The following is a 26914-nucleotide window of genomic DNA, read 5'->3' as shown; positions in this document are numbered from 1 at the left end:
CCGTACACGCCAGGCGAAGATATCACTGACGTGGATGCAACAACAAACAAATACATTGGCGTGTATGAAGTAGACAGCAATAACAAGGTGGTATCGTTCAAGCTGATCATACTGACCGCAGACGATATTAAGGTGCCGGCGCCAACGCAATATGTTGTTGATTTGTTGATTTATCCAAGTAATGAGCTGCTTCAAGTTGGAGCTAGCCAAGCTCTTGTTACAACAGCAGTATACTCCGACCAAAGTATTTTGGATGTGACAGATAAAGCTATTTATAGTACAACAGATCCTTCCGTAGCAACGGTTGATGATAGTGGTATTGTTACGGCTATATCTGAGGGAACCACCGTGATTACGGTGCAATATGACGGTAAGTCTGTTTCGGCAGTCTTTACGGTGCAAGCCGGTATCCCTGACATTAGACTGAATCTTACGGCTTCTCCAGCTTCTGTTGTAGGAGACGGACAGTCGCTAGTTACACTGAAAGCCAGCGCTATACGTTTGGTAGATGGGAATCCTGTAGAGGGGAAGACCATTACGTTCCAAGGGATCGGAAACACTACGCAAACGGCTGTGACAGATACAACCGGAACTGCGGTAGTGACATTTACCGCACCTGCTATTTCAGGGGTATTACCCGTCCATAATACTATCACTGCCTCGGCCGTCGACTCGACGGGACTAACGGCCCAGACGAGCATAGCAGTCCATTATATGCCAGCTTCGGTTCATGGCGTTCTAACGGACAACACCACAGGCAAACCAATAGTCGGAGCGGTTGTCTCCGTATCTACAGATTTTAACGGGGATGGAATTGTAGATTTCTCTCAAGAAGTAACAACTGGGGCGGATGGCTCGTACCAGATCTACGTGCCGCGGGGGAATTGGAACTATAGTATGAACATTCAAACCCCTGTAACCATTGGTAATCAGACGGTGATGTTAAATAAAACGCAAACTGCCCAAGTGGGGACTTTAAACGGAACGGAGCAAATTTTTACTGCTGCTAATAACATAAGTGGCCAGCTACTAATCGCGCAAACCGCCGCCGAAAACGGGAATCCGCAACCGACGATAGACAGTTTGTTCGGAGCCGGAAACGTCAGCGCCATTGTGCAAGGCGCAGGTGCAAATAACTTTAAATCACAGGTTGTACTCGATGCCAACGGCAGCTTTGATGTGAATAATGTACCGCAGGGACAATACATTGTTGCGTATCAGATTAAGGCTTCGGATGGAACAATTTTAGCCGGACCGACTGTAACCGTGAACGTGAATCAAAACGGGGAAATGAGCGTAGTGTACTCCTTGATTGATCCTTACGGCGTTGTTAAAGATGCGGTTACGGGTCAACCGGTAAGCGGAGTATCTATGAATCTGTACTGGGCGGATACTGAACTCAACAAGCAGAAGGGTCGTACTCCGAATACGCTTGTAGCCTTGCCGGAGTTGCCTAGCTTTGCACCTAATCAAAATCATAATCCACAAGTCACGGATGCAGCCGGAGAGTATGCCTGGATGGTATTCCCGGATGGAGATTATTACATTGTGGCTACGAAACCGGGATATGGCACGTTTAACACATTGACGGAGCAAACCAGTGTGACCCCTGATCCTGGCTCGGACAGCTATATCCAAAACGGAATCATTCACGTGGGTCAAAGCCTGGTGCAGTTTAGCTTCTCTATGCAACCGGTCAAGGAGTCGAACTCTGGCTCAGGCAATTCGGGAAGCACGGACAGCAGTAATGCGCGTAATAATGCGCCTGGAGACCTAAAAACAAGCAATGGTACACAAACGGGAGTAACTCTAAGCTGGACTCCTGTAACGGGAGCATCCTCTTACAACATTTATGATAACGGAAAGCTGATTGCTTCCGGAATTACGGGTACCCGTTATGAAATTACAGGGCTTGAGGCAGGAACAAAGCACAGCTTCACCGTGTCAGCTATCGTTGGTGGAGTAGAATCCAAACTATCAGAAAGTCTAACGTTTACGACGCTGGGGATTCCTGTGAATCCTTCTGCACCTCAAGATTCACAGCATCATGAGAAGTACATCAATGGATATCCTGATGGTACCTTTAAACCGGCGAAGAACATAACCCGTCAAGAAGTGGCGGCTTTACTGTTCCGGGTCTTCCATCTTGCAAAATCCGAAACGGACGGCACGGCTTATTCGGATGTCTCTAGTAGCGACTGGGGAGCAGAAGAAATCGCGGCCGTGACGAAAGCAGGTATCATGAACGGATATCCGGACGGAACATTCCGGCCAAATCAGCTCATCACGAGAGAGGAAATGGCAGGGATTACGGCCCGCTTGAAGCAATTGCAAGGCAAGGGAGAGAACTCCTTCAAGGATATTTCGGGCAGTTGGGCTCGTGAGTCTATCAATTCGGCAGCAGAAGCCGGTATTCTGAAGGGTTATGAAGACGGAACCTTCCGTCCGAAAAAGAACATGACCCGCGCCGAAGCAGTCACGCTGATTAATCGTCTGACGAGCCGCGGCCCGCTAGCCGGTGTAGTTATCCCTTCATGGTCTGATGTTAGTCCAAGTCACTGGGCATACGGGGATATTGAAGAAGCATCGGTAGATCACGATTACATCATTCAAGAGGGTACAGAAAGAAGAGTAGAGCAGGAGAAATAAAGCTCGATTTCATTAATGGACTATACTGCCAAGCTCACCTGAGATGGCAGATAGTCCATTATTTTATGTTGCCCCTTCATTTTGTTATACTGAATGCAGCAACATATGAAAAGAGGGACCGGATTTATGTCGATTGTTAAGCCAAAAACGATTATTTTGGCCTCGTCTTCCCCGAGAAGGCAGGAGCTGATCTCTTCCTTGAACCTTCCTTATGAAGTAATAGTCAGTGATGCCGATGAAACGACGGAGCCCGGCTTATCTCCTGCCGAGATTGTAGAACAGCTTTCCCACCGAAAAGCACAGGCTGTAAACGAACGTTGTATAGCTGAAACGCGCTTCGAAACGGGCGGTGTTATTGTTGGCTCCGATACGATTGTAGTGCTGGGAGATACAGTGCTTGGCAAACCTAAAGACGCTGAAGACGCATTCCGTATGCTGCAGTCTCTGCAAGGACAGACGCATCATGTCTATACTGGCGTTGCTGTCATTGATATACAGACGGACGAGCGGGATCATGCAGCCGGCAGACCACTAGATAAACCTGAGACCAATGAGATCCCAATGTACCTTGGAAAGACTGGTCAGTATCGTGTAACAGCCCTGTCTGCAAGCGGACAACCAGCGGCAATTGTCGGTCACACGGTTAGCCAGATTACGTTCAGACCTATGAGCGATGAGGAAATTTGGGCATATATAAACACAGGTGAACCGCTTGATAAAGCCGGAAGTTACGGTGTGCAGGGGATAGGCTCTGTGTTCATCGAAAGAATCGAGGGTGATTTTTACAGTGTGATGGGTCTTCCCTTGAATTTGCTGTACCCGATTGTTTTGAAATTTGGGATGAGTCCATTCCAGTCGAAGTAAAGTATTTCCAAGCGAAGGTGTCAGTTATTGCTGCACCTTTTTTGCGCGTGTGAAGTGAAAAAAACAATTGGTAAATGTTGTTTATATTCATTCCACTCTATGAGCGTTTATTTTAGGTTATACTTGCTTAGGAGGCACGATGAGTGTGGATGAAGATGATGTTACGTCATACATTCAGGAAAGCTACAACAGGGACATTCAGACCATGAGTGATGTGAGGATAGCAGCATCCGTGGGTGCACATTTGACAGACCAGATTTTAACCGCTTAAAATTGATAAATCAATAGAGAGCCGCCCTTTAACATTACTTTTCCTTCGGAAAATGAAAAATAAAGGAGCAAGGTTTCTAATAGACGATAATTATGACTCTTTCGCCTATGATGATTCAATGCTTGGAATAGAATCGTGGTATAATGAGTTGGATGTTAAGGGTATTCGTCGAAAAATCAAAGATATTATCACATCTGGATGAACGACGTAACGATTAGAGGCGCATTAATCTTACATATGCGGAATGTGCTGGAGAGTCGGCCCAATAACCTGCTCCACTCATTACATCCTCGCCCCGAACGCTAATAGTTGCAATTAAGGCTTCAATGGATTGGTTTCACTTAAGTGGACAGAATCGAAGGCTGTTATTTTAACGTTATCGGACTGCCGTTGTCGCAGCTATTGGGACATGCTGTCCGAATTTGGCATAGCTGGCCCTGAATCGACAGGCAGAATAAAGGGAAGAGGGATCGGGATGGAGTCGCAAACATTTATGCTGCGGGACCTCCCCCATGAAGAACGACCAAGAGAGCGCATGATGCATTATGGGGCGGAATCACTCAGCCAAGCAGAGCTGCTGGCCATTCTGCTGCGGACGGGAACACATCAGGAATCAGCTATTCATGTTGCGCAGAGAATCCTTAGCCAGGTAGGCAGCTTGCGTCAGCTGGCAGACCTTAGCATTAAGGAAATGACTGAAATCAAAGGCATCGGCCCTGCCAAGGCGGTGCAACTAAAAGCTGGCATTGAGCTTGGAAGGCGCATGGCGAATTCCCGGCTGACCGAACCGGTTATTATCCGCAGTCCTCAGGATGCGGCTGAGATTTTGACTGAGCAATTGCGTTACCTCCAGAAGGAGCATTTTGTCTGCCTGTTTCTCAATACGAAGAATCATGTTATTGCACAGGAGACACTGTCTATGGGCAGTCTGAATGCTTCCATCGTGCATCCCCGTGAAGTCTTCCGGGCAGCCATCAAGTGCAGCAGCGCTTCCATTATTTGTGCGCACAATCATCCTAGCGGTGATCCCACACCTAGTCCGGAAGATATCGCCCTGACGGGGAGATTGCTTAGAGCGGGAGAAATTGTCGGCATTGACGTTCTGGATCATCTCATTATCGGAGATAAAGGTTTTATTAGTTTGAAGGAAAAAGGTCATATGTAATAGAATTTTTAAGATTGACTAGGAAAAGGAGAATACAGCATGTTAGGTGGCTTTACGAAAGACTTAGGAATTGATTTGGGGACAGCGAACACGCTAGTCTATTTGCGCGGTAAGGGCATTGTGGTAAGAGAGCCTTCCGTTGTGGCTATAAATACGGATACGAAATCCATTGAAGCTGTAGGTGAATCTGCCAAAAAAATGATCGGTCGTACGCCGGGAAATATCCGTGCCATCCGACCGATGAAGGACGGGGTTATTGCCGACTTTGATACAACAGCTACAATGATCAAATACTTTATCCGCCAGGCACAGAAGCAGCGTTCCATGTTCCAGCGTCATCCGAACGTGATGGTCTGCGTTCCTTCCGGGATTACTGCTGTAGAACAGCGTGCTGTTGAAGATGCAACCAGACAAGCTGGCGCACGTGAGGCTTATATTATCGAGGAACCATTCGCAGCTGCAATCGGCGCGGATCTACCAGTATGGGAACCGACCGGTAGTATGGTTGTAGATATCGGCGGAGGTACAACGGAGGTAGCAGTTATTTCCCTTGGTGGTATTGTAACTAGCCGTTCCGTACGTGTTGCCGGTGATGAAATGGACGAGTCCATTATCCAGTACATCAAGCGTCAATATAACCTGATGATCGGTGAGCGTACTTCCGAGCAGCTCAAGATGGATGTCGGTTCCGCGTTGCCGCTGGAGAAGACCGAAACGATGGAGATCCGCGGACGCGATCTCGTGACTGGTCTGCCGAAGACACTGACCATTACCTCTGATGAGATTTGCGAAGCATTGGCGGATACCGTAACTGCTATTATTGAAGCTGTAAAAGTTACCCTGGAGAAATGTCCGCCGGAGCTTGCTGCTGACATTATGGACCGCGGTATTGTGCTGACTGGTGGCGGAGCATTGCTGCGCAATTTGGACAAATTGCTAGCGCGCGAGACCGGCATGCCGGTTATTGTGGCCGAAAATCCGCTTGACTGTGTAGCGATCGGAACGGGCAAGGCCCTGGAGAACATTCACCTGTTCAAGAGCCGCAGCGGCTCTACCTTCCGCTCCAAGCGTTAAGATTGGACTGCTTGTGAACGTCAACCCTTGATAGGGGAGAAAAACGGTTGTTAGAGGGTGTTGAAACTGTTTAAGTTATTTAATAACAAGCGTTTGTTCATCTTGCTGATTACCCTGGTGATGTTCATCGTGGTCATGGGCTTCAGCCTGGGGACAAGGAAATCCTTGTCCTGGCCGGAGAACTTTGTCAGGGATACGACCGGTTTTGTGCAAGGCATATTCTACAAGCCCGCTGGATATGTAGCGGGCTTCTTTGAAGATATCGCCAACCTGCACAAGCTGGCTGAAGAGAACGAACAGCTCAAGATTGTCGTTGCTCAGTACACACGGGAGAAAGCGCAATATAACTTTATTCAATCCGAGAATGAGCGCCTCATGAAAGATCTCAAATTTACAGAGTCACAGAAAGAGAAATATAACTACGACTATCGTATTGCCCATGTTGAGAGCATCAATACTGAACCTAACAATAGTACGCTAGTCATTGATATCGGTTCCAAGGATGGGGTTAGACCGAATATGGCGGTAATCTCTACAGAAGGTCTGGTCGGTGTGATCAGTCAGGTCAGCAACTTTACCTCTACGGTAAAGCTGATGACGATGATGAACGCCAACGATCCGAATTCACAGTCGGCGATCGCAGCTACAGCCATCGGCAAAGAGAACGCCACCTTCGGTATGATTGAGAGCTATGATCCGAAGACGAATAAACTTACGATGAACAAGATTCCGCCCGGTGATCCGATCCAGCCTAAGGATCAGATCGTGTCTTCCGGCATCGGCGGCTTGTATCCGCGAGGACTGACTATCGGAACTGTTGACAGTGTCAAGGTAGGCGAATTTGGCCTAACCTCCTCCGCAGTGATTACGCCTGCTGCTGATTTTCAGGATTGGAAGGAACTGATTGTCGTTTACACGCAGGAGCGTGCTGAATAGTGAGAGTAAATAAATCGGTCGGTATTTTGCTGCTGTTCCTCTTATTCATACTTGAAGGGACTGTTCTGCCGAGACTGATCCCGAATGCTTGGCAGATGCGAGTGATTCCCAATCTGGTCTTTATTGTGATCTTGTTTGTAACGGTTTACCATCACCGTCATACAGCACTGATTCTTGGTCTCAGTTTCGGTATGCTGCATGATATTGTTTTTTATGGTCGGATTCTCGGCGCCCATTCCTTTGCAATGGGCGTTTCGGCCTATCTGATCGGTCTGATCTTCCAGACTCCCCGTGCACCGCTGCCGCTCATGATGACAGTAGTTTTGCTGGGAAGCCTGTTATCAGACACGATTCTATTCGGAATTTACAGCGTATTTAATTTGAATCAGGAACCCTACAGCTGGGCGATTCTTGAGTATATGCTTCCTTCCATGCTCTTTCATTTTGCCATAGGCCTGCTCCTGTATGTTCCGCTCCGTCGTCAGCTTGAGAAGCTGAAGAATGAGACGCGCAAGGAAGAAACCGCATAATCCAGTAGGTAATTTCTTCCGCGGAAAAGCAGGAACTTGAGGGGCCCGGCACGAATGATTCAGGATAGGGGGACAGGTATATGACAGTGAAATCCAAACATGTAAGGATCAAGGGCATCAAGGATGGCCTGGTATTCCTGCTAGACGACAAGTGTCCCTTTGAAGATCTTCTGAGCGAGCTTCGCTTCAAGCTGGAGCACAGCCATCAAAATATTTTGACTGGACCGATAGTGCATGTGGATGTTAAGCTGGGCAGCCGCCCCGTATCCGAAGAAGAGAAGGATGCTGTTCTGGACATTCTTAGAGGTCAGGGCAATCTCTTGATTCGGTCCGTGGAGGCGCTGGAAGATCCGAGCGTTGTAGACAGCGATGCTCTATATATGGTCAGCGGGATGGTCCGTTCCGGACAGGTGTTGCACCATCAGGGGAACCTTTTGCTTCTCGGCGATGTGAACCCCGGGGGAACAGTAACCTGTTCTGGTGACATTTATATTCTTGGAGCGCTCAGAGGAATGGCCCATGCCGGTGTGGAGGGCAATGAAGAAGCGATTATCGCGGCTTCGCTTCTGTCACCGACCCAGCTTCGTATCGCAGACATCATCAGCCGTCCACCGGACGAATGGGAGACCCGCGAGAGCAGCATGGAATTTGCTTATCTAACAAACGGAGCTATGCAAATCGACAAGATTCATAATATGGTCAAATTACGTCAAGGTTTAAATGTGTTTAAAGGGGTGTAGCCTCCATGGGAGAAGCGATTGTCGTAACCTCGGGTAAAGGCGGAGTTGGCAAAACAACCACAACAGCCAATATTGGTACCGCACTTGCGCTGCAGGGCAAAAAAGTATGTCTGGTCGATACGGATATCGGACTGCGTAATCTAGATGTTGTAATGGGGCTGGAGAATCGGATTATCTATGATCTCGTGGATGTTGCCGAAGGACGCTGTCGTCTGAATCAGGCGCTAGTCAAGGACAAGCGCTTTGATGAGCTGTACATGCTGCCTGCCGCCCAGACGAAGGACAAGACCGCCGTGACTCCCGAGCAGGTACGGGATATTATCCTGGAGCTGAAGAAGGAGTATGAATATGTCCTAATCGATTGCCCGGCTGGTATTGAGCACGGCTTCCGCAATGCGATTGCGGGTGCGGACAAGTCTATCGTGGTTACCACGCCGGAGCATGCCGCAGTACGGGACGCGGACCGGATTATCGGACTGCTGGAGCAATCCAATGTGGAGTCGCCGAAGCTGGTGGTGAACCGTATCCGTCCGGGTCTGATCAAATCGGGTGATATGCTGGATATTGAAGATATATTGCAGGTGCTGAACATCGATCTGATCGGGATTGTCCCGGATGATGAAATGGTAATCAAAGCCGCTAACAGTGGCGAACCTACCGTTATGAATCCTGATTCCGCAGCTGCTATTGCATACCGCAACATTGCTCGCCGTATTCTTGGCGATGCCGTGCCGCTAATGCAGCTGGACCGCAAGCCAGGTACGTTTAAGAAATTCAAGAAGTTTTTCGGATTAGGTTAAACAAGGCATTTTTCATAGGATTACCGAAATACGGGGACCCACCGCTTAGAAATTGTGCGGGGGCCCCATTTTTATGCCATTTCACCCTCCGGTCTGTCGGAGGCTTGTTCTAAAGAGACTTCCCCGCTTCATAAAATGGAAGTAAACAAGCCCGCCGGAGGGATCGATATGGACCAGAAATCAGATATCAAGAACCGTCGCAAGGAGCGCATCCGCCTTTTGCTGGAGGACACCTCCAAGGAATCGCCGCTCCCGCCGTTATATGACTTACCTGAACAGAATACAACCTTCAAGGAATGGAACCAGGAACCGAAGAAGGAGATCAGCTTAGACTCAGAACCCGATCCAGAGCTGCTCTGGAAGCAGCGCCGCAATAACTGGGAAGACGACGGGGACGGCGGGAAGCCTCGTTTTATCACGGGATTTTTGCGCCGGACAGTTGCCAGTATTCTTGTCTTTGGTGCCGTATGGGGAATTTTTGCAATCCAGCAGCCCTGGGCACATAAGACACAGGCCTTTATTGTTGATGCGCTGAGCCATGACATGGATTTTGCAGCGGTCAGAGTGTGGTATGAAGAGCATTTTGATGGCGCGCCGGCGTTCATCCCTATCTTCGGGGATAAAGAACAATCGGCGGAGAAGGTTTCAGCCCTTCATGAGTGGAGTGCACCCCTGGCAGGGAGCATCGTCCAGCCGTTTGCTACCACACTGAAAGGTGTGGAAATTATGCCTGAAGAAGATTCAAGTGGCAGTGTGACGGTGAAGAGTGTAGATATGGGGCGTGTGCTGTCCGTATCTCGGGAAGCGAAAGGCGGTATCCGCGTGACGCTCCGCCATACGGGGAATGTCACTGCCGAATACGGCCATTTGAGTGGAACCCGGCTCAAAGCCGACGACTGGGTGCAGAGCGGTGATGCGGTCGGCTGGATTGTTGATCCAGGAACGACGCCGGAGACGATGTTCTTTTTTGCGATGATGAAGGACAAGACCTATATTGATCCATCCGAAGTGATTACCTTTGATTAGGATCAAAGGCATCGAACTGTCGCTGCATCCGCTGTTCGTGCTGATCATGCTTTTTTCTGTCCTGACCGGACAGTTTCTCGAACTGCTCACCTTATTCACCATCGTGCTGATTCACGAATTGGGACATGTCTGTGCAGCGCTTCTCGCCGGAGTAACCGTCAAATCTGTCCAGCTGCTTCCCTTTGGCGGCGTTGCCGTCATCGAAGATCATGGAAGGCTGACCGCGGGCAAGGAGATTGCGATTGCGCTGGCTGGTCCGCTCCAGAATGGCATTTTGATGCTGTTCGCTTGGCTTGTTGGCAGTCTGGGTCTGGGGAATGAGGCTTTTTTGAATTATTTTATTGAAGCTAATGCCATCATTGCACTTTTTAACTTACTACCGATTCTTCCTCTTGACGGGGGGAAGGTGCTTCGAGCAGCAACGAGCGTGATATGTCCCTATTATTTCACTTTGTTATGGTGCGGACGATTAAGTATAGCTGCGAGTGTTCTGGTTGTGGTCTATGCACTGCTGCCGCTTGGAGCGGGTGGAGGCTTGCGGCTGAACGTGCTCATGATTGGCGCTTTTCTGCTTTATTCCAACGTTACTGATCAACGCAATATGCCCTATGTATTCATGGCTTTCTTAATGAATCGTGAAGCGGTATACGAGCGGCATCTTCTAACGGGAACGGTGGCCTCGCCGATTGTTGCCAAGGCTGCGAAACCTTTGGATGCTATATTGCGTCTATTTAAACGTAACCAATACCATTTGGTATATGTGCTGAACCGTGAAGGTGACGTGGTTGCCGTAGTACCGGAACAGCGTTTGATCTCTTCCTACTTTGGAATGTAGAATATAAGCTTAGCAGGATTTGATAGTGAATATGAAAGATTGATTGAACCAGAGGTGAAGCCATGAAACAGATGATCGTTCACTCTACACAGCATATGACCCGGATGGCCCTTCTGGAGAACGGGAAGCTGGTGGAGTATGCGGCGGAACGCGATCAGCAGCAAGGGCTGGTCGGAAGCTTTTACAAGGCCAGAGTTATTAATGTACTACCAGGTATGCAGGCTGCTTTTGTTGATATCGGACAGAAGAAGAATGCATTTTTATATGTTGACGATGTTTTGCATCCCCATTTGGAGAAGCAACCTGCGGTGAAGCCCTCTATCGAGACGCTGCTTCAGCCTGGACAGGACATTGTGGTTCAGGTTAGAAAAGAGCCCCGGGGCGGCAAGGGTGCCCGTGTGACCACACATTATACACTGCCGGGCCGCTGGATTGTTTTTATGCCTTTCGCCGAATACGTCGGCGTATCGAAGAAGATCAATCGTGAGTCGGAGCGGAACCGGCTAAAGGGCATCGGTGAACGTCTGCGCAGGGCAGAAGAGGGCATCATCATGCGGACCGTTTCCGAAGATCAGCCCCAGGAAGCCGTAGGAGGAGATCTTGCTTTCTTGCGTGCGCAGTGGGATCACATCTCGCGGCGTGCGCTTTCATCGGAAGTGCCGGCACTGCTTCACTCTGACCTCAGTATTGTGCAGCGATTTATTAGGGACGCGTTCAACCCGGAGCGCGACGAGTTGGTGCTGGATTCCGCCAAGGCGGCTAAAGAGGCGGAGGTCTTCCTTGACGATATGGCACCCGGAGGGTACAAGCCTGTAAGATTGTATAGTGGCAAGGAGTCGATTTTGACGGCTTATGGTGTGCAGGAGCAGTTGCATAGGGGATTTGCACGGAAAATCATGCTGGAAGGCGGGGCCACGCTCATCTGGGATGAGGCCGAGGCGCTCACCGTTATTGATGTTAATACGGCTCAGTATACGGGCGGGGCATCGTTGGAGGAGACAGTGACGCGCACGAACCTGCTCGCAGCAGAGGAAATCGGACGTCTGATCCGTTTGCGGGATACCGGTGGGATCATCATTATTGATTTTATTGATATGGAGCAGGAGGAACACCGGAGAATGGTGACGGACTGCCTGGAACGCGTGATCAGCAAAGATCGGACGAAGACGCATATTCTGGGCTGGACAAGGCTTGGACTACTGGAGATGACTCGTAAAAAAGCAAGACACGATTCCACCGGATTTGCGCCAGCTATCTGCCCATGCTGCGGAGGCACTGGAAAGTCTGGCAACTGGCACGAGTAGGGATTTGGCTGGAGGGATAAGTTTAAATGCTGCAGGTGTATGAGCTGTAGACTTAGTTTATATGTGTAAGTCTATATGCTGCACCGTTTTATAATTTGAATTTAATAAAATCCAGCATCTCTCCGGTGAAAATGGGTCTTGCGGCTGCATGTCTTGAATTCCATAAAACAGTCAATGACACTGTAGGCATATCACTGTAGGCATATCACTGTAGGCATAACACCTCAGGGTGGTGTCTCACACAGCATTCATTTCTGCTGCATCCCAATTAACGGCATTTTTGTACCTTATATTTCTTCTTTTCAGGGTAAATAGCCAAATAAGAGCATTATTGTATCTTATTTCATGCCAATCTGCTGAAAAACCTTCATTTGGAATATTTAAGATACAAAATTGCCCTTAATCTAGGCCGATCAGCCATTGCACCACATTTAAGGTACAAAAATGCCGTTATTTACACTTCGGAGCCATTCGGGAGGTTTGGTCTCTCCTTCAGTTTTGTTCGTAACGTCTTCTATATAGCAGGAGATTGGGATTAATAGCAGGAAATCAAGATTAGTAGCAGGAAATTAGGATTATTGGCGGAAAATAGTATTAATATATGAGAAAATCAGGATGAATAGCGAAGAAATCAGGATTAGTAGCAGAAAATTACGCTGACTATATTCAATTCATGTTGCAGCATTGACTGTAGGCAATATCTATGATAATATCTTCAAGTATGTGTTTGGTTATCTGGCCCTGCACATGCTGTAACCGCTCCGATCGGGTATGAAAGTGCGGTTTCCCTAGGGAATTCGCCACCTAGACTAGGCGAGTCTGAGACATGAGGAGGTGCAATTACAATGTATGCAATTATCGAAACTGGCGGTAAGCAATACAAAGTCCAAGAGGGCGACGTATTGTTCATTGAGAAGCTGAACGCTGAAGACGGTGCAAGCGTAACGTTTGACCGTGTATTGGCTGTTTCCACTGAAGGCGGTTTGACTGCAGGAACTCCGCTCGTGAGCGGCGCTACTGTAACAGCTAAGGTTGAGAAACACGGCAAAGGCCAAAAGGTTGTAGTTTACAAATACAAACCTAAGAAGAACTACCACAAGAAGCAAGGTCATCGTCAACCGTACACGAAAGTAACGATTGAGAAGATCCAAGCGTAAGAAGGTGCGTTTATGATTAACGTGCAGATTACCAGGTCTTTGGAACTCGGAACTATTGTTGCGTTTGAGGTTAAAGGGCATGCAGGCTTTGCGAAACGCGGCGAGGATATCGTCTGTGCCGGTGTATCGACTGTGACGGTTGGTACGGTCAATTCGATTGAATCTTTGACTGGAGTGGTTATGGATTCGTCCATGAAGAATGGATTCTTGAGTGCAACCCTGGGTTCCATTGAAGATCCTAACATTTCTGCCAAAGTACAATTGCTGCTGGAATCCATGGTCCTGATGCTGACTGATATCGCAGAATCATACGGGAAGTATATAACGATACAGCAAGACATTATTTAAAGAAGGAGGTTGACCAACATGTTGAAATTGGATCTTCAATTATTCGCATCGAAAAAGGGTGTAGGTTCCACAAAGAACGGACGTGATTCCCACTCTAAACGTCTTGGCGTGAAACGTGCTGACGGTCAAGCAGTTACCGGTGGTAACATTCTGGTTCGTCAACGCGGAACTAAAATTCACCCAGGTACGAACGTAGGTATCGGTAAAGATGATACTTTGTTCGCTTTGGTGGACGGCGTAGTGAAGTTCGAACGTTGGGGCCGCGATCGCAAAAAAGTGAGCGTGTACCCGGTTGATGTCGCTCCGGTAGCAGCGGCACTGGAAGCGTAAGCTTACAGAACCATAAAGACAGTGAAGCCTCCGGCATGAGTGCCGGAGGTTTTTTTGATAAATTAGATTTGAATATTTTCTTGGTTTAGATTTGAAGTTTTTCTTGGTTTAGATTTGAAGTTTTTCTTGGTTTAGATTTGAAGTTTTTCTTGGGTTTCGTGAATTTTAAGTCGGAAGCTAATGATCTTCCGGGAATGGCTGTGTTATACTGGAAAATGGTAAAAAGATGTGCAGATTTTCTAACGGGGTCATGAATTTTGCGAACTGAGGGACGGGGAATAAGAATGAAATCCTGGAAACGTGTAATCTGGGCAGTCATGAGTTCCGCAGCACTTCCTTTAGGTCTCGTGTATTGGCGGACGTCCCTTTTCACATGCCTGCTGCTCGGTTTCTGGGTAGCGGCTGTACTTGCTTTCACGTGGAGCCGGACCCGGCGCCATTATGAGAGGGAGCTGCATTTACAGGAGCAGAGAATGCAAGAGGCTGCAATCCGCACACTAGGCCATCATCGTCATGACTGGATGAATGAATTGCAAGTTCTTTATGGATATATTCAGCTCGGCAAGCCTGATAAATCAGTGCAATGTGTGGAAAGAATAAAAGAAGGCATTGCGCTCGATAGCCGGATCGCTAAGTTGGGTATTCCTTCGCTGGTCTTTTATCTGCAGTCATTCCGAACGTACAGAAGTAGCTTGGATCTTGTGATCCAGGTGGAGGAAGGCTTGGAGCTAGTGGACAAGTTGACACCGGAGACGGGGGAAGAACTAACTTCGATTGTAATGCAGACCGTAAGGGCTTACCAATACAGTGGGCTTGCCGCACAAGGGGACTCCAGGAGACTCGAGCTAGGCTTTAGACAGGATGGCGGAGACATTCTTATCTCCTTTGAAAGTGAGGGAGGGCATGGCAATCCCGAACTGCTCAGGGTGCAAATTGATAATATAGTACAAGGCAAAATTATGAGAGCAGAACAGTTCAAGCCCGGCGAGGCTTATGTAGAGCTGCGTCTGCCGTTTGAGATGTGAGGAAGGTGAACGTGAATGTTCGTAGATAAAGCTAAGATTTATGTAAAAGGCGGCGACGGTGGTGACGGTCTCGTGGCTTTCCGCCGCGAGAAATATGTGCCGGAAGGTGGTCCAGCTGGTGGTGACGGCGGCCGAGGCGGCGACGTTATCTTCCGTGTGGACGAAGGCTTGCGTACACTGATGGATTTCCGGTACCAGCGTCACTTTAAAGCTGACCGTGGAGTTAAAGGACGCAATAAGAGCCAGCATGGTGCCAATGCTGAACATATGATCGTTCGTATCCCCCCGGGAACGATTCTGATTGATGATGATACTAACGAAGTGATCGCCGATATGACTCGTCATGGTCAGCAAGTGGTTGTGGCAAAAGGCGGACGGGGTGGCCGAGGCAACACTCGTTTTGCAACAGCGGCCAATACGGCACCTGAACTCGCCGAGAATGGCGAGGAAGGTCAGGAGCGCTATATCGTCATGGAACTGAAAGTCATGGCTGATGTAGGGCTTGTCGGATTCCCTAGTGTAGGGAAGTCCACGTTGCTGTCAGTGGTATCTGCCGCCAAGCCGAAGATCGGCGCGTACCATTTTACAACGATTACTCCGAATCTTGGTGTGGTGGATGTCGGTGACGGACGCAGTTTCGTTATGGCGGATCTGCCTGGACTGATTGAAGGGGCACATGAAGGGATTGGCCTTGGCCATGAATTCCTGCGCCATGTAGAGCGTACACGGATTATCATTCATGTCGTGGACATGTCCGGTTCGGAGGGGCGCGATCCATTCGAGGACTGGGTGAAGATCAATGATGAGCTCAGACAATACAATGCCAATCTTGCGGAACGTCCGCAGATTGTTGCAGCCAACAAGATGGATATGCCTGAATCTGCTGAGCATCTGGCTTCCTTCCGTGAGCAAGTGGCGCAGGTGCGCCCGGATATTGAGATTATGCCGATTTCCTCACTGACTCGCGAGGGTGTGCAAGAGCTGCTGTACCGGGCTACCGACATTCTTGACAGCATTCCGGTTGCTCCGGTGGTGGAAGAGGTTGCTGAGGCCAGCGAACGCAAAGTATACAAGCTGGAAGCTGAGAACGACAATACCTTCACGATTACCCGTGATAACGATACTTATGTCGTTAACAGTCCACGTATTGAGCGGATGCTCAAGCGGATGCAGCTGAATACGCATGATGCCATTCTGAAGCTGGCCCGGACCCTGCGTCATATGGGCGTGGATGCGGAACTGCGCAGACGAGGCGCTGTGGAAGGCACGATTGTCCGAATTGCTGATTTTGAGTTTGAGTTTGTGGAGAACAGCAGCTACTACTAAGCAGTAAGGCTGTCTGAGCGTCTACTTTGTCTGGCCTTGTATGAGGCAGATGGAGTAGGCGCTTTTTTAAATATAAGGCTGTATACGTTTTACGCTGAAAAATCATCCTTATTATTCTCGCTGGAACGGATGCCGTCCCTTAAAGGAAGGCGAAGCCATTTGTACATGATGCTCAATTTATTTTCACAAAAAGCCACCAAAACCATGAATTTATCGTATACAATAAAGAACGGAAAAGCACTTATTTCCAATTGATGGGCAGTCTTATTCAGAGGTATTACGGAACGGCCGATATATACCTACATATCCATGAATATGAAAGAGGGATACGCAGATGGCAATAATTGAAGTGGTGAAATATGATGGCCCTCCGGGTGTCTTTGCCTGGAAATATCCCAATCAGGAGCTCGGCACATGGACACAGCTTATCGTTAATGAGTCGCAAGAGGCTATCCTGTTTAAGGGCGGCCAGGCTTTGGATTCTTTTACAGCAGGCAGACATACGCTCAGCACAGCAAATATTCCGGTATTGTCCAATCTTGTGAACCTGCCGTTTGGCGGCAAGTCTCCCTTCACAGCTGAGGTATGGTTCATAAACAAAATGAACGCTATGAATGTCAAATGGGGAACGAGCTCGCCGCTCCAGCTTCAAGACCCTAAATATAAGATCATTGTCTCCGTTCGTTCTTTCGGGCAATTTGGGGTGAAGATTGCAGATCCGCGCAAGTTTCTGCTCAAGGTGGTAGGTACACTGCCACAGTTCGATCAGGATAAACTCCTTACCTATTTCCGGGGAATCTTGATGGCCAATATCAATGAACTGGTCTCTTCCTACCTGGTGCATAAAAAAATCAGTATTCTGGAGATTAACGCCTATGTGGCCGAAATATCCAAACACATCCAGGAACGTCTGGCGCCGACCTTTATGGACACTGGCATTGAGCTGAATAATTTCTATATTGATTCCATTAATATTCCGGACGATGATCCCGCGACTGCGCGGCTGAAGGAAGCACTGGCCAAGAAAGCAGAGATGGACATTATCGGCTACACGTACCAGCAGGAACGCAGCTTTAATTCGCTGGAAGAGGCTGCCGGCAACCCGGGGGGCAACATTGGAACGGGGATGATGAACGCTGGAATGGGGCTTGGCATGGGAATAGGCTTTGCCGGTCCAGCTGCTGAGATGGTCAATCAGATGACTCGGGGAATTGGATTTGACGCAGGTGTTCACTCCGGGAACGGAACTAAGTCTTGCTCAAAATGCGGCAATGTTAATACAGCCGGATCCTCATTCTGCAGCAGTTGCGGACAGAATTTGTCCACTCCGCCCACAGATGCAGCCTCAAGCAAGCTGAGCTGTTATAAGTGCGGGCATGAGTTATCTCCTGGATCTAAATTCTGTCCGCAATGCGGAGAAAAGCAAATCATCAAATGCAGCGGCTGCGGTCATGAACTGAAGCCCGGCCAGAAATTCTGCGCAGAATGCGGCACGAAGGCTGGATAAAGGAGGATGCCATGAACCGGAAAAAGCCTTATACAGGCATCATCACTGTAATTTATACCGTGGTGATCATTGCTACAGTATTGCTCCTGACGATGCTTGGTTTCTCCGACAACTTGCCGCGGCTCGTGATCACATTGATCGCAGTGCTGATAGCTGAAAGCGTGGTCTTTGGTTACACACTCTTTTGGATAAAAAGCGCAGGCAGCGTCAGCGGGACGCCACCGATCCTGCTTAGCGGCGCGTTCATTATTGCCGCCTATGCGGTGGCCGTAGTAATCTCGGCCGTGTTTCTGGATCGGCTACTGGGACTGCCGGCCTTCTGGTACGCAGCTGTGCAGCTGCTAGTTCTCGCTGCCGCTGGTGGTTGTCTAGCTCTTATTGGGCTCTACGGCTGGAATGCTGGAGCACAAGAGAATAAAGAGAAGCAGGCGACGCGCAGTCTATTCCGGCAGCGGAAGGAACTGGCCGACATCAAGCGGGCTGCCCGGAGCTGGAGACATGCTGAAGCAGAGACGCTTGTGAAACGGATTGGCAGCGTAGAAGAGGCATTTACATACAGTGATCCGGTGTCCAGACCGTCTTTGTTCGCAACAGAGGATATGCTGAGCCAGCAAATCGCTTTGCTGCGAGATCAGGTGGAGCTTCTGCTATCCTCGGGCGAGCCGGGAAAAGGCTGGGAAGCGCAGCTGGAAGGCATCATAGGCGACATTGAGGCTACACTTCAGCGCCGCAACCGTGAGTTAGCGGCGCTTAAATAGGGGGAATACGCTAGATGGCTAGAGTAAATATTCAAGATCCCCCCGCATCGGGAAGCGGAAGAGAGTTCTATCTGCTGGGCTATAACCGGACGGGGATCGACAGTTTTATTATTGCATTATCATATGTTCTGATGCCCGTAGGTCTTGTTGCTGCTATACTTCGAATGCTGCTGACACATTACAAGAATCAGCGGAAAGCCAGCAACTATAATTTGTTGTGTCATGCGCTGATTGGGGGCTTTGTTGATCTTTCCTTGATTATGATACTGTCGGGTGGTTTAGATGATTTAAATATGGGAATTTTCTTTATTGTCTTCATCGCGATCCTCTTCCTTATGCCCGCTTACTTTCTAGGTAATGCTGCATCCAAGGCCAAACTCAAGTTTTCACAGCTCTGTCATTCGTACATGGTGATGTCTCTGGACGAGGGGGTGCGGTACATCGGTACACTGGCCCAGCTTACCGGGCAAAGTGAAAGTGATGTGCGCAGAGATCTGCGGTATTTGCAGGAGCAAGGTCTCATCCCTCACGGGCTGACATTTTATGAAGGGCAAGGCGCGGAAGGCAGCGCGGTAAAAGAAACAACTAGCACTGCCAGAGCAGGGCAGGCAGCAGCCCCTTCCGGCTCTTCGGAGAAAACGTCTGCATCCAGTCAACCGAAGCCAAAGCCAGGTCCGCAGCAACTGCCCAAGGCGATGCGCTGCCCGGGCTGCGGCGCACAGAATACCGTGCAGCCAGGACAGGCGAAGCCTTGCGACTATTGTGGAACAACTCTGACATATAGCTGATAACGCAAGCTGCGGTATGTGCGAAGCCTCCGATTTTGTCGGGGGCTTTGTTTTATTTTCGGGTGCAGCAGAGGCCCTGTTTCAAAGTTGGACGAAAAACTATTGCTTTTTCAGGCAAAAATCTATTATAATGTCCACTATTAAAACACAAAAGTCTTTGAGGAGAGGACGTTCGTGAAAGAACGCTATTATTTGGTCCGTGAGGACATATTACCCGATGCGGTGCTCAAGACGATGCAGGTTAAACAGCTGCTTGAAGCCGGTGATGCCAAGACTGTACACGAGGGTGTGGAACAGGTAGGTTTAAGCCGGAGCGCTTTTTATAAATACAAGGATGGCATTCACTTAATTCACCAGCTGGAGCGTGAGCGTATTGTCACGATCTCCATGGATTTGGAACACGAATCCGGCATGCTCTCCAAGGTGCTGGGCTGTGTGGCAGGACATGGAGCGAATGTGCTGACCATTCACCAGAGTATTCCGCTGCAGGGACGGGCGAACGTGGTTATTTCCGTGGAAATCTCCCATTTGAATCAAGAGCTGGGGGAAATGCTGGACAGTCTGAAGAACATTTCAGGTGTGAAGCGGGCGTTGATTGTGGGGCAAGGCTAAACACTACAGGTATTTTTTTCGGAGCGATTGCTTCGTATACTTATAAGGAGGATATTGATGAAGCCGGTTAAAGTTGGTTTGCTGGGTCTGGGAACAGTCGGTACAGGCGTTGTCCGTATCGTGGATGGAAATCAGGAGGACCTCAGTAGTCAGGTCGGGTCTCCCATTCTGATTGAACGCATTGCTGTGAAGGATCTCGATAAACCCCGTGATGTGGAGATAGATCCCGCCAAAATCACTACAGACCCGTGGGAGGTTATCCGTGATCCCGAGATTGATGTCATCGTAGAGGTGATGGGTGGCATTGCCGGAACCAAAGAATATCTTCTTGAAGCACTGGAGCGCGGCAAGCACATCGTGACCGCCAACAAAGATTTGATGGCGCTGCACGGGGCGGAGATCCTGGCTAAGGCACAGGAAAAGCAGTGCGATGTATTTTATGAAGCTAGTGTGGCGGGAGGCATTCCGATTATCCGTACCCTTATTGAAGGGTTCTCTTCCGACAAGATCATGAAGATTATGGGGATTGTGAACGGTACAACCAACTATATTCTCTCAAAAATGAGTCAGGAAGGCGCCTCCTATGATGATGTGCTGAAGGAAGCTCAGGAGCTTGGGTATGCAGAGTCTGATCCAACCTCGGATGTGGAAGGGCTTGATGCCGCGCGGAAAATGGCAATTCTCGGTACACTTGGCTTCCGCACCAATGCTGAACTCAGCGACGTTAGTGTGAAGGGAATCTCCAGCGTGAGCAAGGAGGATATTGTTTTTGCCAAGCGTCTCGGCTATGAAATGAAGCTCCTTGGTATCGCGGAATGTGACAACGATGCTTTCAGCATCAGTGTCCAGCCGACGATGATCCGTTCCGGACATCCGCTGGCCTCCGTTGGCGGCGTATTTAACGCAGTATATGTGTATGGCGAAGCTGTCGGGGAGACGATGTTCTACGGTGCGGGTGCCGGCGCAATGCCTACCGCAACTTCAGTCGTAGCCGATCTGGTAGCGGTGATCAAGAACCTGAGATTGGGTGTAAACGGACTTAAGCAGATTGTTCCTTACAAGCAGAAGAAGCTGAAGGACAGTGAAGATATCTTCTATAAAAACTTCTTGCTGCTGCATGTCGATGACAAGGCAGGGGTGCTGGCCAAGATTACACAGGTCTTTGCGGAGTATGATGTCAGCCTGGATTCGGTTGTGCAGCAAGCCAATCCTAACAATCCCAATGCGGAGATTATTATCGTAACCCATGATGCCAGCAAGGCAAGTATGGATAAGGTCCTTCGTCATCTTGAAGAATTAAGTGTAATCCGCCGCGTCAAGAGTCATTATCGTGTAGAAGGTTAACCATCTAGAATCCATTCTGCAAAAAAGATAAGGAGATCACACCTGCTATGAGTAATTACGGAAGGTCACGGGTTAAAGTCCCGGCCAGCACCGCTAATCTCGGTCCGGGCTTTGATACATTGGGCATGGCCCTGTCCCTTTATGCCTGGATTGAGATGGAGGAAGCACCGGAGACCATATTTCATCTTTACGGCGACGAGATGAAGGGGGTGCCCCAGGATAAGAGCAACCTGTTGTATCAAGTGGCCCAGATGGTCTTTGCAGAAGCGGGTGTCTCGGTACCTGAGCTATCCATCTCCATGTACTCGGAAATTCCGTTGGCTCGGGGTCTGGGGAGCAGCGCATCTGCCATTGTCGGTGCGCTGGCGGCAGCCAATGCTATGATTGGTTCGCCTCTGGATAACGCAAAGCTCTTCAATATGGCCACCGCGCTGGAAAAGCATCCCGATAACGTCGGCGCTTCCCTGTTCGGAGGTATTATCACCGCCGTCTGGGACGGAGTCGAGGCTGATTATATCCGGCTTGATTCGCCGGAGAATCTGGAAGTGCTCGTCGTCATTCCCGAGTTCGAGCTTGCAACCACGAAAGCCCGCGGCGTTCTGCCAGCCGAAGTGACGGTCCGTGACGCTGTCTATAACATCAGCCGCACGTCCTTGTTGACGGCGGCGCTGGCATCCGGCAGACTGGATATGATCGGCAAAGCGATGCAGGATCGGCTGCATCAGCCGTACCGGGCGCCGCTAGTGCCAGGTATGGAGAAGCTGCTTGCCGAAGCGCCGCAGCATGGAGCGCTAGGTATTGCGCTCAGTGGTGCCGGTCCAACGCTGCTCGCATTTGTGGACGGCAGGGAGAGCCGAAAGGCTGAACTGGAGGCTTTCCTGAAGGAAACGATGCAGGAGCACGGCATTCCTGCGCGCACTTGCTGGCTGCCTGCCTGTGCTGAAGGTGTAACAGCGGAGGTGCTCCCGAGGACCGGGATGCAAAGTGAGTCATTTTTGGATATGATAAAAGGAGAAGTACGGTCATGAAATCAATAGCGGTACTGCCGCAGGGCTCGGTATCCCATGAAGCGCTGCTGTATTTGTTCGGCGGTGAGCCGGTAAACATTGTGCATCATAAGTTAATTTCCGACGTGTTTCTTTCTACGGTGAATGGCATCACGGATTATAGCGTAATTCCGATTGAGAATACGATTGAAGGCTCTGTGAGTCTGCATATCGACTGGTTGATCAATGAGGTTGATTTGCCGATGCAGGCAGAATGGATTTTTCCTTCGATTCAAAATCTGATTGCTAATCCTGGTGAATTCACAGATGCAAGTGGTAACAAGGATTACTCCAGGCTGGTGAAGATCCTTTCCCATCCTGTAGCGACCGCGCAGTGCGGCCAGTATATTCGCAAGCATGCGCCTTTGGCAGAGCTTGAGCCGACAGGTAGCACTTCTGAAGCTGTAGAGATCGTTAAGAACAATCCCGGCAAAGGCTGGGCAGCCATTGGTACAGCGCTTGGTGCTGCCAAGCATGGGCTGGAAATAATCGACCGTAAAATTACGGATCACGATAACAATTACACACGTTTCGTTCTGGTTGGCCCTGAGAAAGTGTCACTTCCCCGCGAGAGCAGCGGTAATAAGACCAGTGTGCTTGTCACGCTTCCGGAGGATTTTCCGGGTGCCCTGCATCAGGTGCTTGCTGCCTTTGCCTGGCGGAGACTGAACTTGTCACGTATTGAATCCAGGCCGACGAAGAAGAAGCTGGGTACTTATTATTTTTACATTGATGTGCTCGAACCGATAGAATCCGTCCTGCTGCCTGCGGCTATTGAGGAAATCAAGGCCCTCGGTTGCCAGGTCCGGATTCTGGGTTCATACCCCACATACACCTATGAGGAAGAGAAAGCGGAGGTGCAGTAAGTAATGGCAGAGCAAGTAATCTATTTAGATGGACAATATGTAACAAAGGAAGATGCAAAGGTATCCGTTTTTGATCACGGGTTTTTGTATGGTGACGGTATTTTTGAAGGTATCCGTATTTACAACGGAAATATATTCAAGTCTAAAGAGCATTTGGACAGGCTGTATGATTCGGCAAAGTCGATCATGCTGGAAATTCCATTGACCCTTGATGAGATGCAGGAAGCTATGGCGGAGACCATTCGCCGCAATGATATGCGCAACGGCTACATCCGTCTGATTGTTTCCCGCGGTGTAGGTAATCTGGGTCTCGACCCGCGTCGTTGTCCGAAAGCAAGTGTCATCATTATTGTGGAGCAACTGGCGATTTATTCGGAGCAGGCTTACTTGAATGGACTTCGTGCCGTTTCGGTATCCCAGCGTCGTAATCTCCCGGATGCGCTTAATCCGAAGATTAAATCGCTCAACTACCTGAACAACATTCTGGTGAAGCTGCAGTCTAACCTGGCTGAAGCCGACGAGGCGATCATGATGAACGCTCAAGGTTACGTAACCGAAGGTTCAGGCGACAACATTTTCATCATCAAAAATGGTGTGGTGTACACGCCTCCTTGCTATCTCGGTGCCCTTGAAGGTATCACGCGTCTTGCGATCATTGAGCTGTGTGAGAAGCTTGGCATCAAGCTGAAGGAAGAGCCATTCACCATGCACGATGTTTATATCGCAGATGAGGTGTTCTTCACAGGTACGGCTGCTGAAGTTATCGCGGCACGTGAGATTGACGGTCGCATCATCGGCTCAGGTCAAGCGGGTCCGATCACACTGAAGCTGCTTGAAGAGTTCCGCAACGTCGTTGATAAAGACGGCTATAAGGTTTGGGAATAACAATACATCTAATTAAAAGCTCCTGTCATGTATATCATGATAGGAGCTTTTGCATAAACTCAGAAATCCTTTCATGTGCACCATGATAGAAGTTTCTGTACAAACTCAGAAATTCTTTGATGTGCACCATGATAGAAGTTTCTGTACAAACCCAGAGATCCTTTCATGTACGCATGAAAGGATTTTTTTTGCATCAGGGATGTCAATCGCCCATGGGCTGCATAAGATGTAGTAACGAAGGAGGCGGCTGTACCGCATATAACTATGCAAGCAGGCAATACTCCAAAAATTTTCAGGGAGGTTAATGCTGCGTGAAAATACACATTGTCAAACAAGGCGATACACTGTATGCATTGTCGCAAAAGTACGGAGTGCCGCTGGAAAAAATAATCGAGGCCAATCCGCAACTCAGCAATCCCGATGTGCTGTCGGTCGGTGAGAAAGTGAAGATCCCCTCTTCTGGTACTTCGCCCGTACCCGGCAATAGTGATCTCTACTACAAGCACACGGTAAAACAAGGGGATACCTTGTGGAAATTGTCCAAGGCTTGGGGGGTTCCTCTGAAGGATGTGGTAGATGCCAATCCCCAGTTGAAGAATCCTAACGCCCTGCTGATTGGAGAAGTGGTCAACATCCCCAAGAAAGGAACAGTGTCACCACTGCCTAATGGGAACGTAGCTCCAATCCAAAACGAGAACGTTACGCCAGTACCAGCGGCCAATGCCGTGTCTGAAAAAACACAGGTTGGAGGAAAAACATACACCGGGCCTAAAGAACAGCCTGCGCCACCCGTTGCGCCACTTGCCGAATCCGTCCCAGCTCCTGTTCCAGCACCAACTCCCGCTCCAGTACCGATTGCTAAACCCAACCTCAACCCCAATCCGAATCTTAGCCCAGCCTCCAACATTAATCCTAATCCAGCTCCAGTGCCTGTCAATGAGCCTGTACCCAATGCTGTTTCACCGATTGCTGAGGTTGTGCCGGTGAAAGAAACAATCCATACCGAATCTCAAAGCCTCTTTGTACAAATTTCAGTTCCCGCTCAAGAAGCCATTTCACATCATGAACCTCCTAAATCGGAATACAAACCGGTGGCACCTGTCTTTGAAGAGAAGAAGTCGCCTTGCGATCACAGTGCAGGATATCCTGGATTAACAGAAACTAGTCCATTCCATGGAACAACTGCTCCCAATGTAAACCTTAGCCCGCAAACTAATTACGTACAGCCGTCGTATGTACAGCCATGGTACGCTCCGGATTGCCCTCCATTTTACTATTACCCGGAATGGGTCTCACCGGCTACGGAGAACCAGCCCCCATGGCACACGAATGTCTCACCGGCTACGGAGAACCAGTCCCCATGGCACACGAATGTATCGCCGGCTACAGCAAACCAGTCTCCATGGCACACCAACGTATCACCAGTAGCAGAGAATCAGTCTCCATGGCATACGAATGTATCGCCGGCTGCAGAGAATCAGTCCCCATGGCACACGAATGTATCACCGGCTACGGAGAATCAGTCTCCATGGCACACGAATGTATCGCCGGCTACAGAGAACCAGTCCCCATGGCACACGAATGTATCACCGGCTGTAGAGAATCAGTCCCCATGGCATACGAATGTATCGCCGGTTGCAGAGAACCAGTCCCCATGGCACACGAATGTATCGCCGGCTGTAGAGAATCAGTCTCCATGGCATAATTCGGTCAATGCTGCACCAAATGATAGTTTTGTATCTGGAATACAGCCCAACAATCAATTTCCTGGCGCGGTTAGCCCTCAATATAGTGTGCACCCGCAGAATCTGCCATGGCCGCCTTGCGGATGCGGGGGAGAACATCCTTATCAGCCGTTTACTTATGAGGCTCCAATCTATAACTCATTTCCTACGTATGGACATCATCCCGGTGTAGTCTCGCCTTATGAGACAGGAGCGCCGTTTTCTCCTAATCAGGGAATAGTTCCGAATGCACCTCTGGGAGCTTTTGGAGGGGGAGGACCTGCAGTATCTAATATTCCTCCGAATCCACAATATCCGGGAATTGGCGATTATGCTCATCATAGCCGTGTGCCAGAAATTCAAGAGCCTGAAGTAATTATTCAGGAGAGCCAGCCCATTGCAGCAACCACTACAGAAGTTCCTAGCAAAAGAGTTGTCGAACAGAAGGAGAGTAAGAAAGTGGAAGTAGCTTCCAAGGCTAAAACTTCAGGACAAAGCAAGTCAGGCAAATCCTCAGGTAAATCACAAAGATCAAGTAAAAGTAACCGAAATGACAGTGCCAAAAAACGCAGAAATCCATGGATTTCTAACTAAGGCGAACTCGATGACATGGTGAAAGCATTACGTACAGACGTTGTATCGACAGATACAGCATCTGTACGTTTTTGTCTTGTGTTAGTAAGGTTATTTAAGCGAATATTGAGAACTCTTCAATAAAAACACTTGCAATGTCCTTTTATCCATGGTATATTCTATTTCTGGCCGAGAAACAAACGATGCCGAGCACGAAAAAGGAATTAAAAAAAGAGCTTGACATTAAAACGCCGGACATGATATAGTATAAGAGTTGCTGCTGAGACATCGAGCGGACAACGAGAACAGCTTGATCTTTGAAAACTGAACAACGAGTGAGTATCGAATTCACGAAAGTGAGTTCAAAAATGAGAATTTAATTCTCGTCAGATGTTTCAAAATGAGCAATCGCTCTTTCTAAATACCAATTT

At 49.0% G+C, this 26914-nt stretch carries 26 protein-coding genes, 1 pseudogene and 1 other annotated feature; all 27 genes and pseudogenes read left to right on the top strand.

What is annotated here, in order from left to right; all coding sequences use genetic code 11:
- The coding region (locus HPT30_RS01705; protein ID WP_175369808.1) for an S-layer homology domain-containing protein at window positions 1–2649 on the top strand (2649 nt) is incomplete at its 5' end.
- 126 nt (window positions 2650–2775) lie between these two features.
- On the top strand, window positions 2776–3513 hold the full coding sequence (locus HPT30_RS01700; RefSeq protein ID WP_175369807.1) for a Maf family protein: 738 nt from the start codon (window positions 2776–2778) through the stop codon (window positions 3511–3513).
- Window positions 3514–3652: 139 nt separating this feature from the next.
- A complete protein-coding gene (locus HPT30_RS30320) occupies window positions 3653–3784 on the top strand; it encodes a hypothetical protein (protein ID WP_281364445.1) in 132 nt (43 codons plus the stop codon).
- 345 nt (window positions 3785–4129) lie between these two features.
- A pseudogene (locus HPT30_RS31175) lies at window positions 4130–4217 on the top strand (septum formation protein Maf); the annotation flags it as partial.
- A gap of 42 nt (window positions 4218–4259) precedes the next feature.
- Window positions 4260–4949, top strand: a complete 690-nt coding sequence (gene radC, locus HPT30_RS01695; protein WP_175369806.1) for a RadC family protein — start codon at window positions 4260–4262, stop codon at window positions 4947–4949.
- Between the two features lie 39 nt (window positions 4950–4988).
- Window positions 4989–6023 carry a rod shape-determining protein gene (locus HPT30_RS01690; RefSeq protein WP_175369805.1) on the top strand — a complete coding sequence of 345 codons (1035 nt, stop codon included), beginning with the start codon at window positions 4989–4991 and terminating at the stop codon, window positions 6021–6023.
- A 57-nt stretch (window positions 6024–6080) separates the two neighbouring features.
- Window positions 6081–6959 carry a rod shape-determining protein MreC gene (gene mreC / locus HPT30_RS01685; RefSeq protein ID WP_175369804.1) on the top strand — a complete coding sequence of 293 codons (879 nt, stop codon included), beginning with the start codon at window positions 6081–6083 and terminating at the stop codon, window positions 6957–6959.
- Window positions 6959–7489 (top strand): rod shape-determining protein MreD, encoded by a 531-nt coding sequence (gene mreD, locus HPT30_RS01680; protein ID WP_175369803.1) that lies wholly within the window; start codon window positions 6959–6961, stop codon window positions 7487–7489. The genes mreC and mreD overlap by 1 nt, the downstream gene beginning before the upstream one ends.
- A gap of 80 nt (window positions 7490–7569) precedes the next feature.
- Window positions 7570–8229 (top strand): septum site-determining protein MinC, encoded by a 660-nt coding sequence (minC, locus tag HPT30_RS01675; protein ID WP_175369802.1) that lies wholly within the window; start codon window positions 7570–7572, stop codon window positions 8227–8229.
- A 5-nt stretch (window positions 8230–8234) separates the two neighbouring features.
- Window positions 8235–9029 (top strand): septum site-determining protein MinD, encoded by a 795-nt coding sequence (gene minD / locus HPT30_RS01670; RefSeq protein ID WP_175369801.1) that lies wholly within the window; start codon window positions 8235–8237, stop codon window positions 9027–9029.
- A gap of 168 nt (window positions 9030–9197) precedes the next feature.
- Window positions 9198–10055 (top strand): M23 family metallopeptidase, encoded by an 858-nt coding sequence (locus tag HPT30_RS01665; RefSeq protein WP_175369800.1) that lies wholly within the window; start codon window positions 9198–9200, stop codon window positions 10053–10055.
- Window positions 10048–10890, top strand: a complete 843-nt coding sequence (locus tag HPT30_RS01660) for a M50 family metallopeptidase (protein WP_175369799.1) — start codon at window positions 10048–10050, stop codon at window positions 10888–10890. The genes HPT30_RS01665 and HPT30_RS01660 overlap by 8 nt, the downstream gene beginning before the upstream one ends.
- 62 nt (window positions 10891–10952) lie before the next feature.
- Entirely contained in the window at window positions 10953–12194 is a 1242-nt protein-coding gene (locus HPT30_RS01655; protein ID WP_175369798.1) for an Rne/Rng family ribonuclease, read from the top strand.
- Between the two features lie 744 nt (window positions 12195–12938).
- Window positions 12939–13025 (top strand) — a sequence feature (ribosomal protein L21 leader region).
- A gap of 14 nt (window positions 13026–13039) precedes the next feature.
- The gene (rplU, locus tag HPT30_RS01650; RefSeq protein WP_150269346.1) at window positions 13040–13351 is read left to right on the top strand and encodes a 50S ribosomal protein L21; all 312 of its coding nucleotides are present in this window, start codon (window positions 13040–13042) and stop codon (window positions 13349–13351) included.
- A gap of 12 nt (window positions 13352–13363) precedes the next feature.
- Complete coding sequence (locus HPT30_RS01645; RefSeq protein WP_175369797.1) at window positions 13364–13699, top strand: ribosomal-processing cysteine protease Prp; 336 nt, start codon at window positions 13364–13366, stop codon at window positions 13697–13699.
- Window positions 13700–13717: 18 nt separating this feature from the next.
- On the top strand, window positions 13718–14029 hold the full coding sequence (gene rpmA, locus HPT30_RS01640) for a 50S ribosomal protein L27 (RefSeq protein ID WP_020429282.1): 312 nt from the start codon (window positions 13718–13720) through the stop codon (window positions 14027–14029).
- Window positions 14030–14313: 284 nt separating this feature from the next.
- Window positions 14314–15054 (top strand): Spo0B domain-containing protein, encoded by a 741-nt coding sequence (locus HPT30_RS01635; protein ID WP_175369796.1) that lies wholly within the window; start codon window positions 14314–14316, stop codon window positions 15052–15054.
- A gap of 15 nt (window positions 15055–15069) precedes the next feature.
- Window positions 15070–16380 (top strand): GTPase ObgE, encoded by a 1311-nt coding sequence (gene obgE, locus HPT30_RS01630; protein ID WP_175369795.1) that lies wholly within the window; start codon window positions 15070–15072, stop codon window positions 16378–16380.
- Window positions 16381–16714: 334 nt separating this feature from the next.
- On the top strand, window positions 16715–17887 hold the full coding sequence (locus tag HPT30_RS01625; RefSeq protein WP_175369794.1) for an SPFH domain-containing protein: 1173 nt from the start codon (window positions 16715–16717) through the stop codon (window positions 17885–17887).
- Between the two features lie 11 nt (window positions 17888–17898).
- Window positions 17899–18645: a hypothetical protein gene (locus HPT30_RS01620; protein WP_175369793.1), complete on the top strand. Its 747-nt coding sequence runs from the start codon at window positions 17899–17901 to the stop codon at window positions 18643–18645.
- 14 nt (window positions 18646–18659) lie between these two features.
- Window positions 18660–19433 (top strand): helix-turn-helix domain-containing protein, encoded by a 774-nt coding sequence (locus HPT30_RS01615; protein ID WP_175369792.1) that lies wholly within the window; start codon window positions 18660–18662, stop codon window positions 19431–19433.
- A 174-nt stretch (window positions 19434–19607) separates the two neighbouring features.
- The gene (locus HPT30_RS01610; RefSeq protein ID WP_066376981.1) at window positions 19608–20045 is read left to right on the top strand and encodes an ACT domain-containing protein; all 438 of its coding nucleotides are present in this window, start codon (window positions 19608–19610) and stop codon (window positions 20043–20045) included.
- 57 nt (window positions 20046–20102) lie between these two features.
- Window positions 20103–21389: a homoserine dehydrogenase gene (locus HPT30_RS01605; RefSeq protein ID WP_175369791.1), complete on the top strand. Its 1287-nt coding sequence runs from the start codon at window positions 20103–20105 to the stop codon at window positions 21387–21389.
- A 47-nt stretch (window positions 21390–21436) separates the two neighbouring features.
- Window positions 21437–22417, top strand: a complete 981-nt coding sequence (thrB, locus tag HPT30_RS01600) for a homoserine kinase (RefSeq protein WP_175369790.1) — start codon at window positions 21437–21439, stop codon at window positions 22415–22417.
- Complete coding sequence (gene pheA / locus HPT30_RS01595) at window positions 22414–23301, top strand: prephenate dehydratase (protein ID WP_175369789.1); 888 nt, start codon at window positions 22414–22416, stop codon at window positions 23299–23301. Before thrB ends, pheA begins: the two co-directional genes overlap by 4 nt.
- Before the next feature lie 3 nt (window positions 23302–23304).
- The gene (gene ilvE / locus HPT30_RS01590) at window positions 23305–24186 is read left to right on the top strand and encodes a branched-chain-amino-acid transaminase (RefSeq protein ID WP_175369788.1); all 882 of its coding nucleotides are present in this window, start codon (window positions 23305–23307) and stop codon (window positions 24184–24186) included.
- Window positions 24187–24497: 311 nt separating this feature from the next.
- A complete protein-coding gene (locus HPT30_RS29515; RefSeq protein WP_312876278.1) occupies window positions 24498–26504 on the top strand; it encodes a LysM peptidoglycan-binding domain-containing protein in 2007 nt (668 codons plus the stop codon).
- The last annotated feature ends 410 nt before the right edge of the window (window positions 26505–26914 follow it).

Origin of the sequence: Paenibacillus agri, from assembly GCF_013359945.1 — a bacterium.
In the GTDB taxonomy this organism is placed as follows: Bacteria; Bacillota; Bacilli; order Paenibacillales; family Paenibacillaceae; genus Paenibacillus_AQ; species Paenibacillus_AQ agri.
Note: the sequence above shows the minus strand (reverse complement) of the source record. Positions and strands in the feature narration are given on the sequence as shown.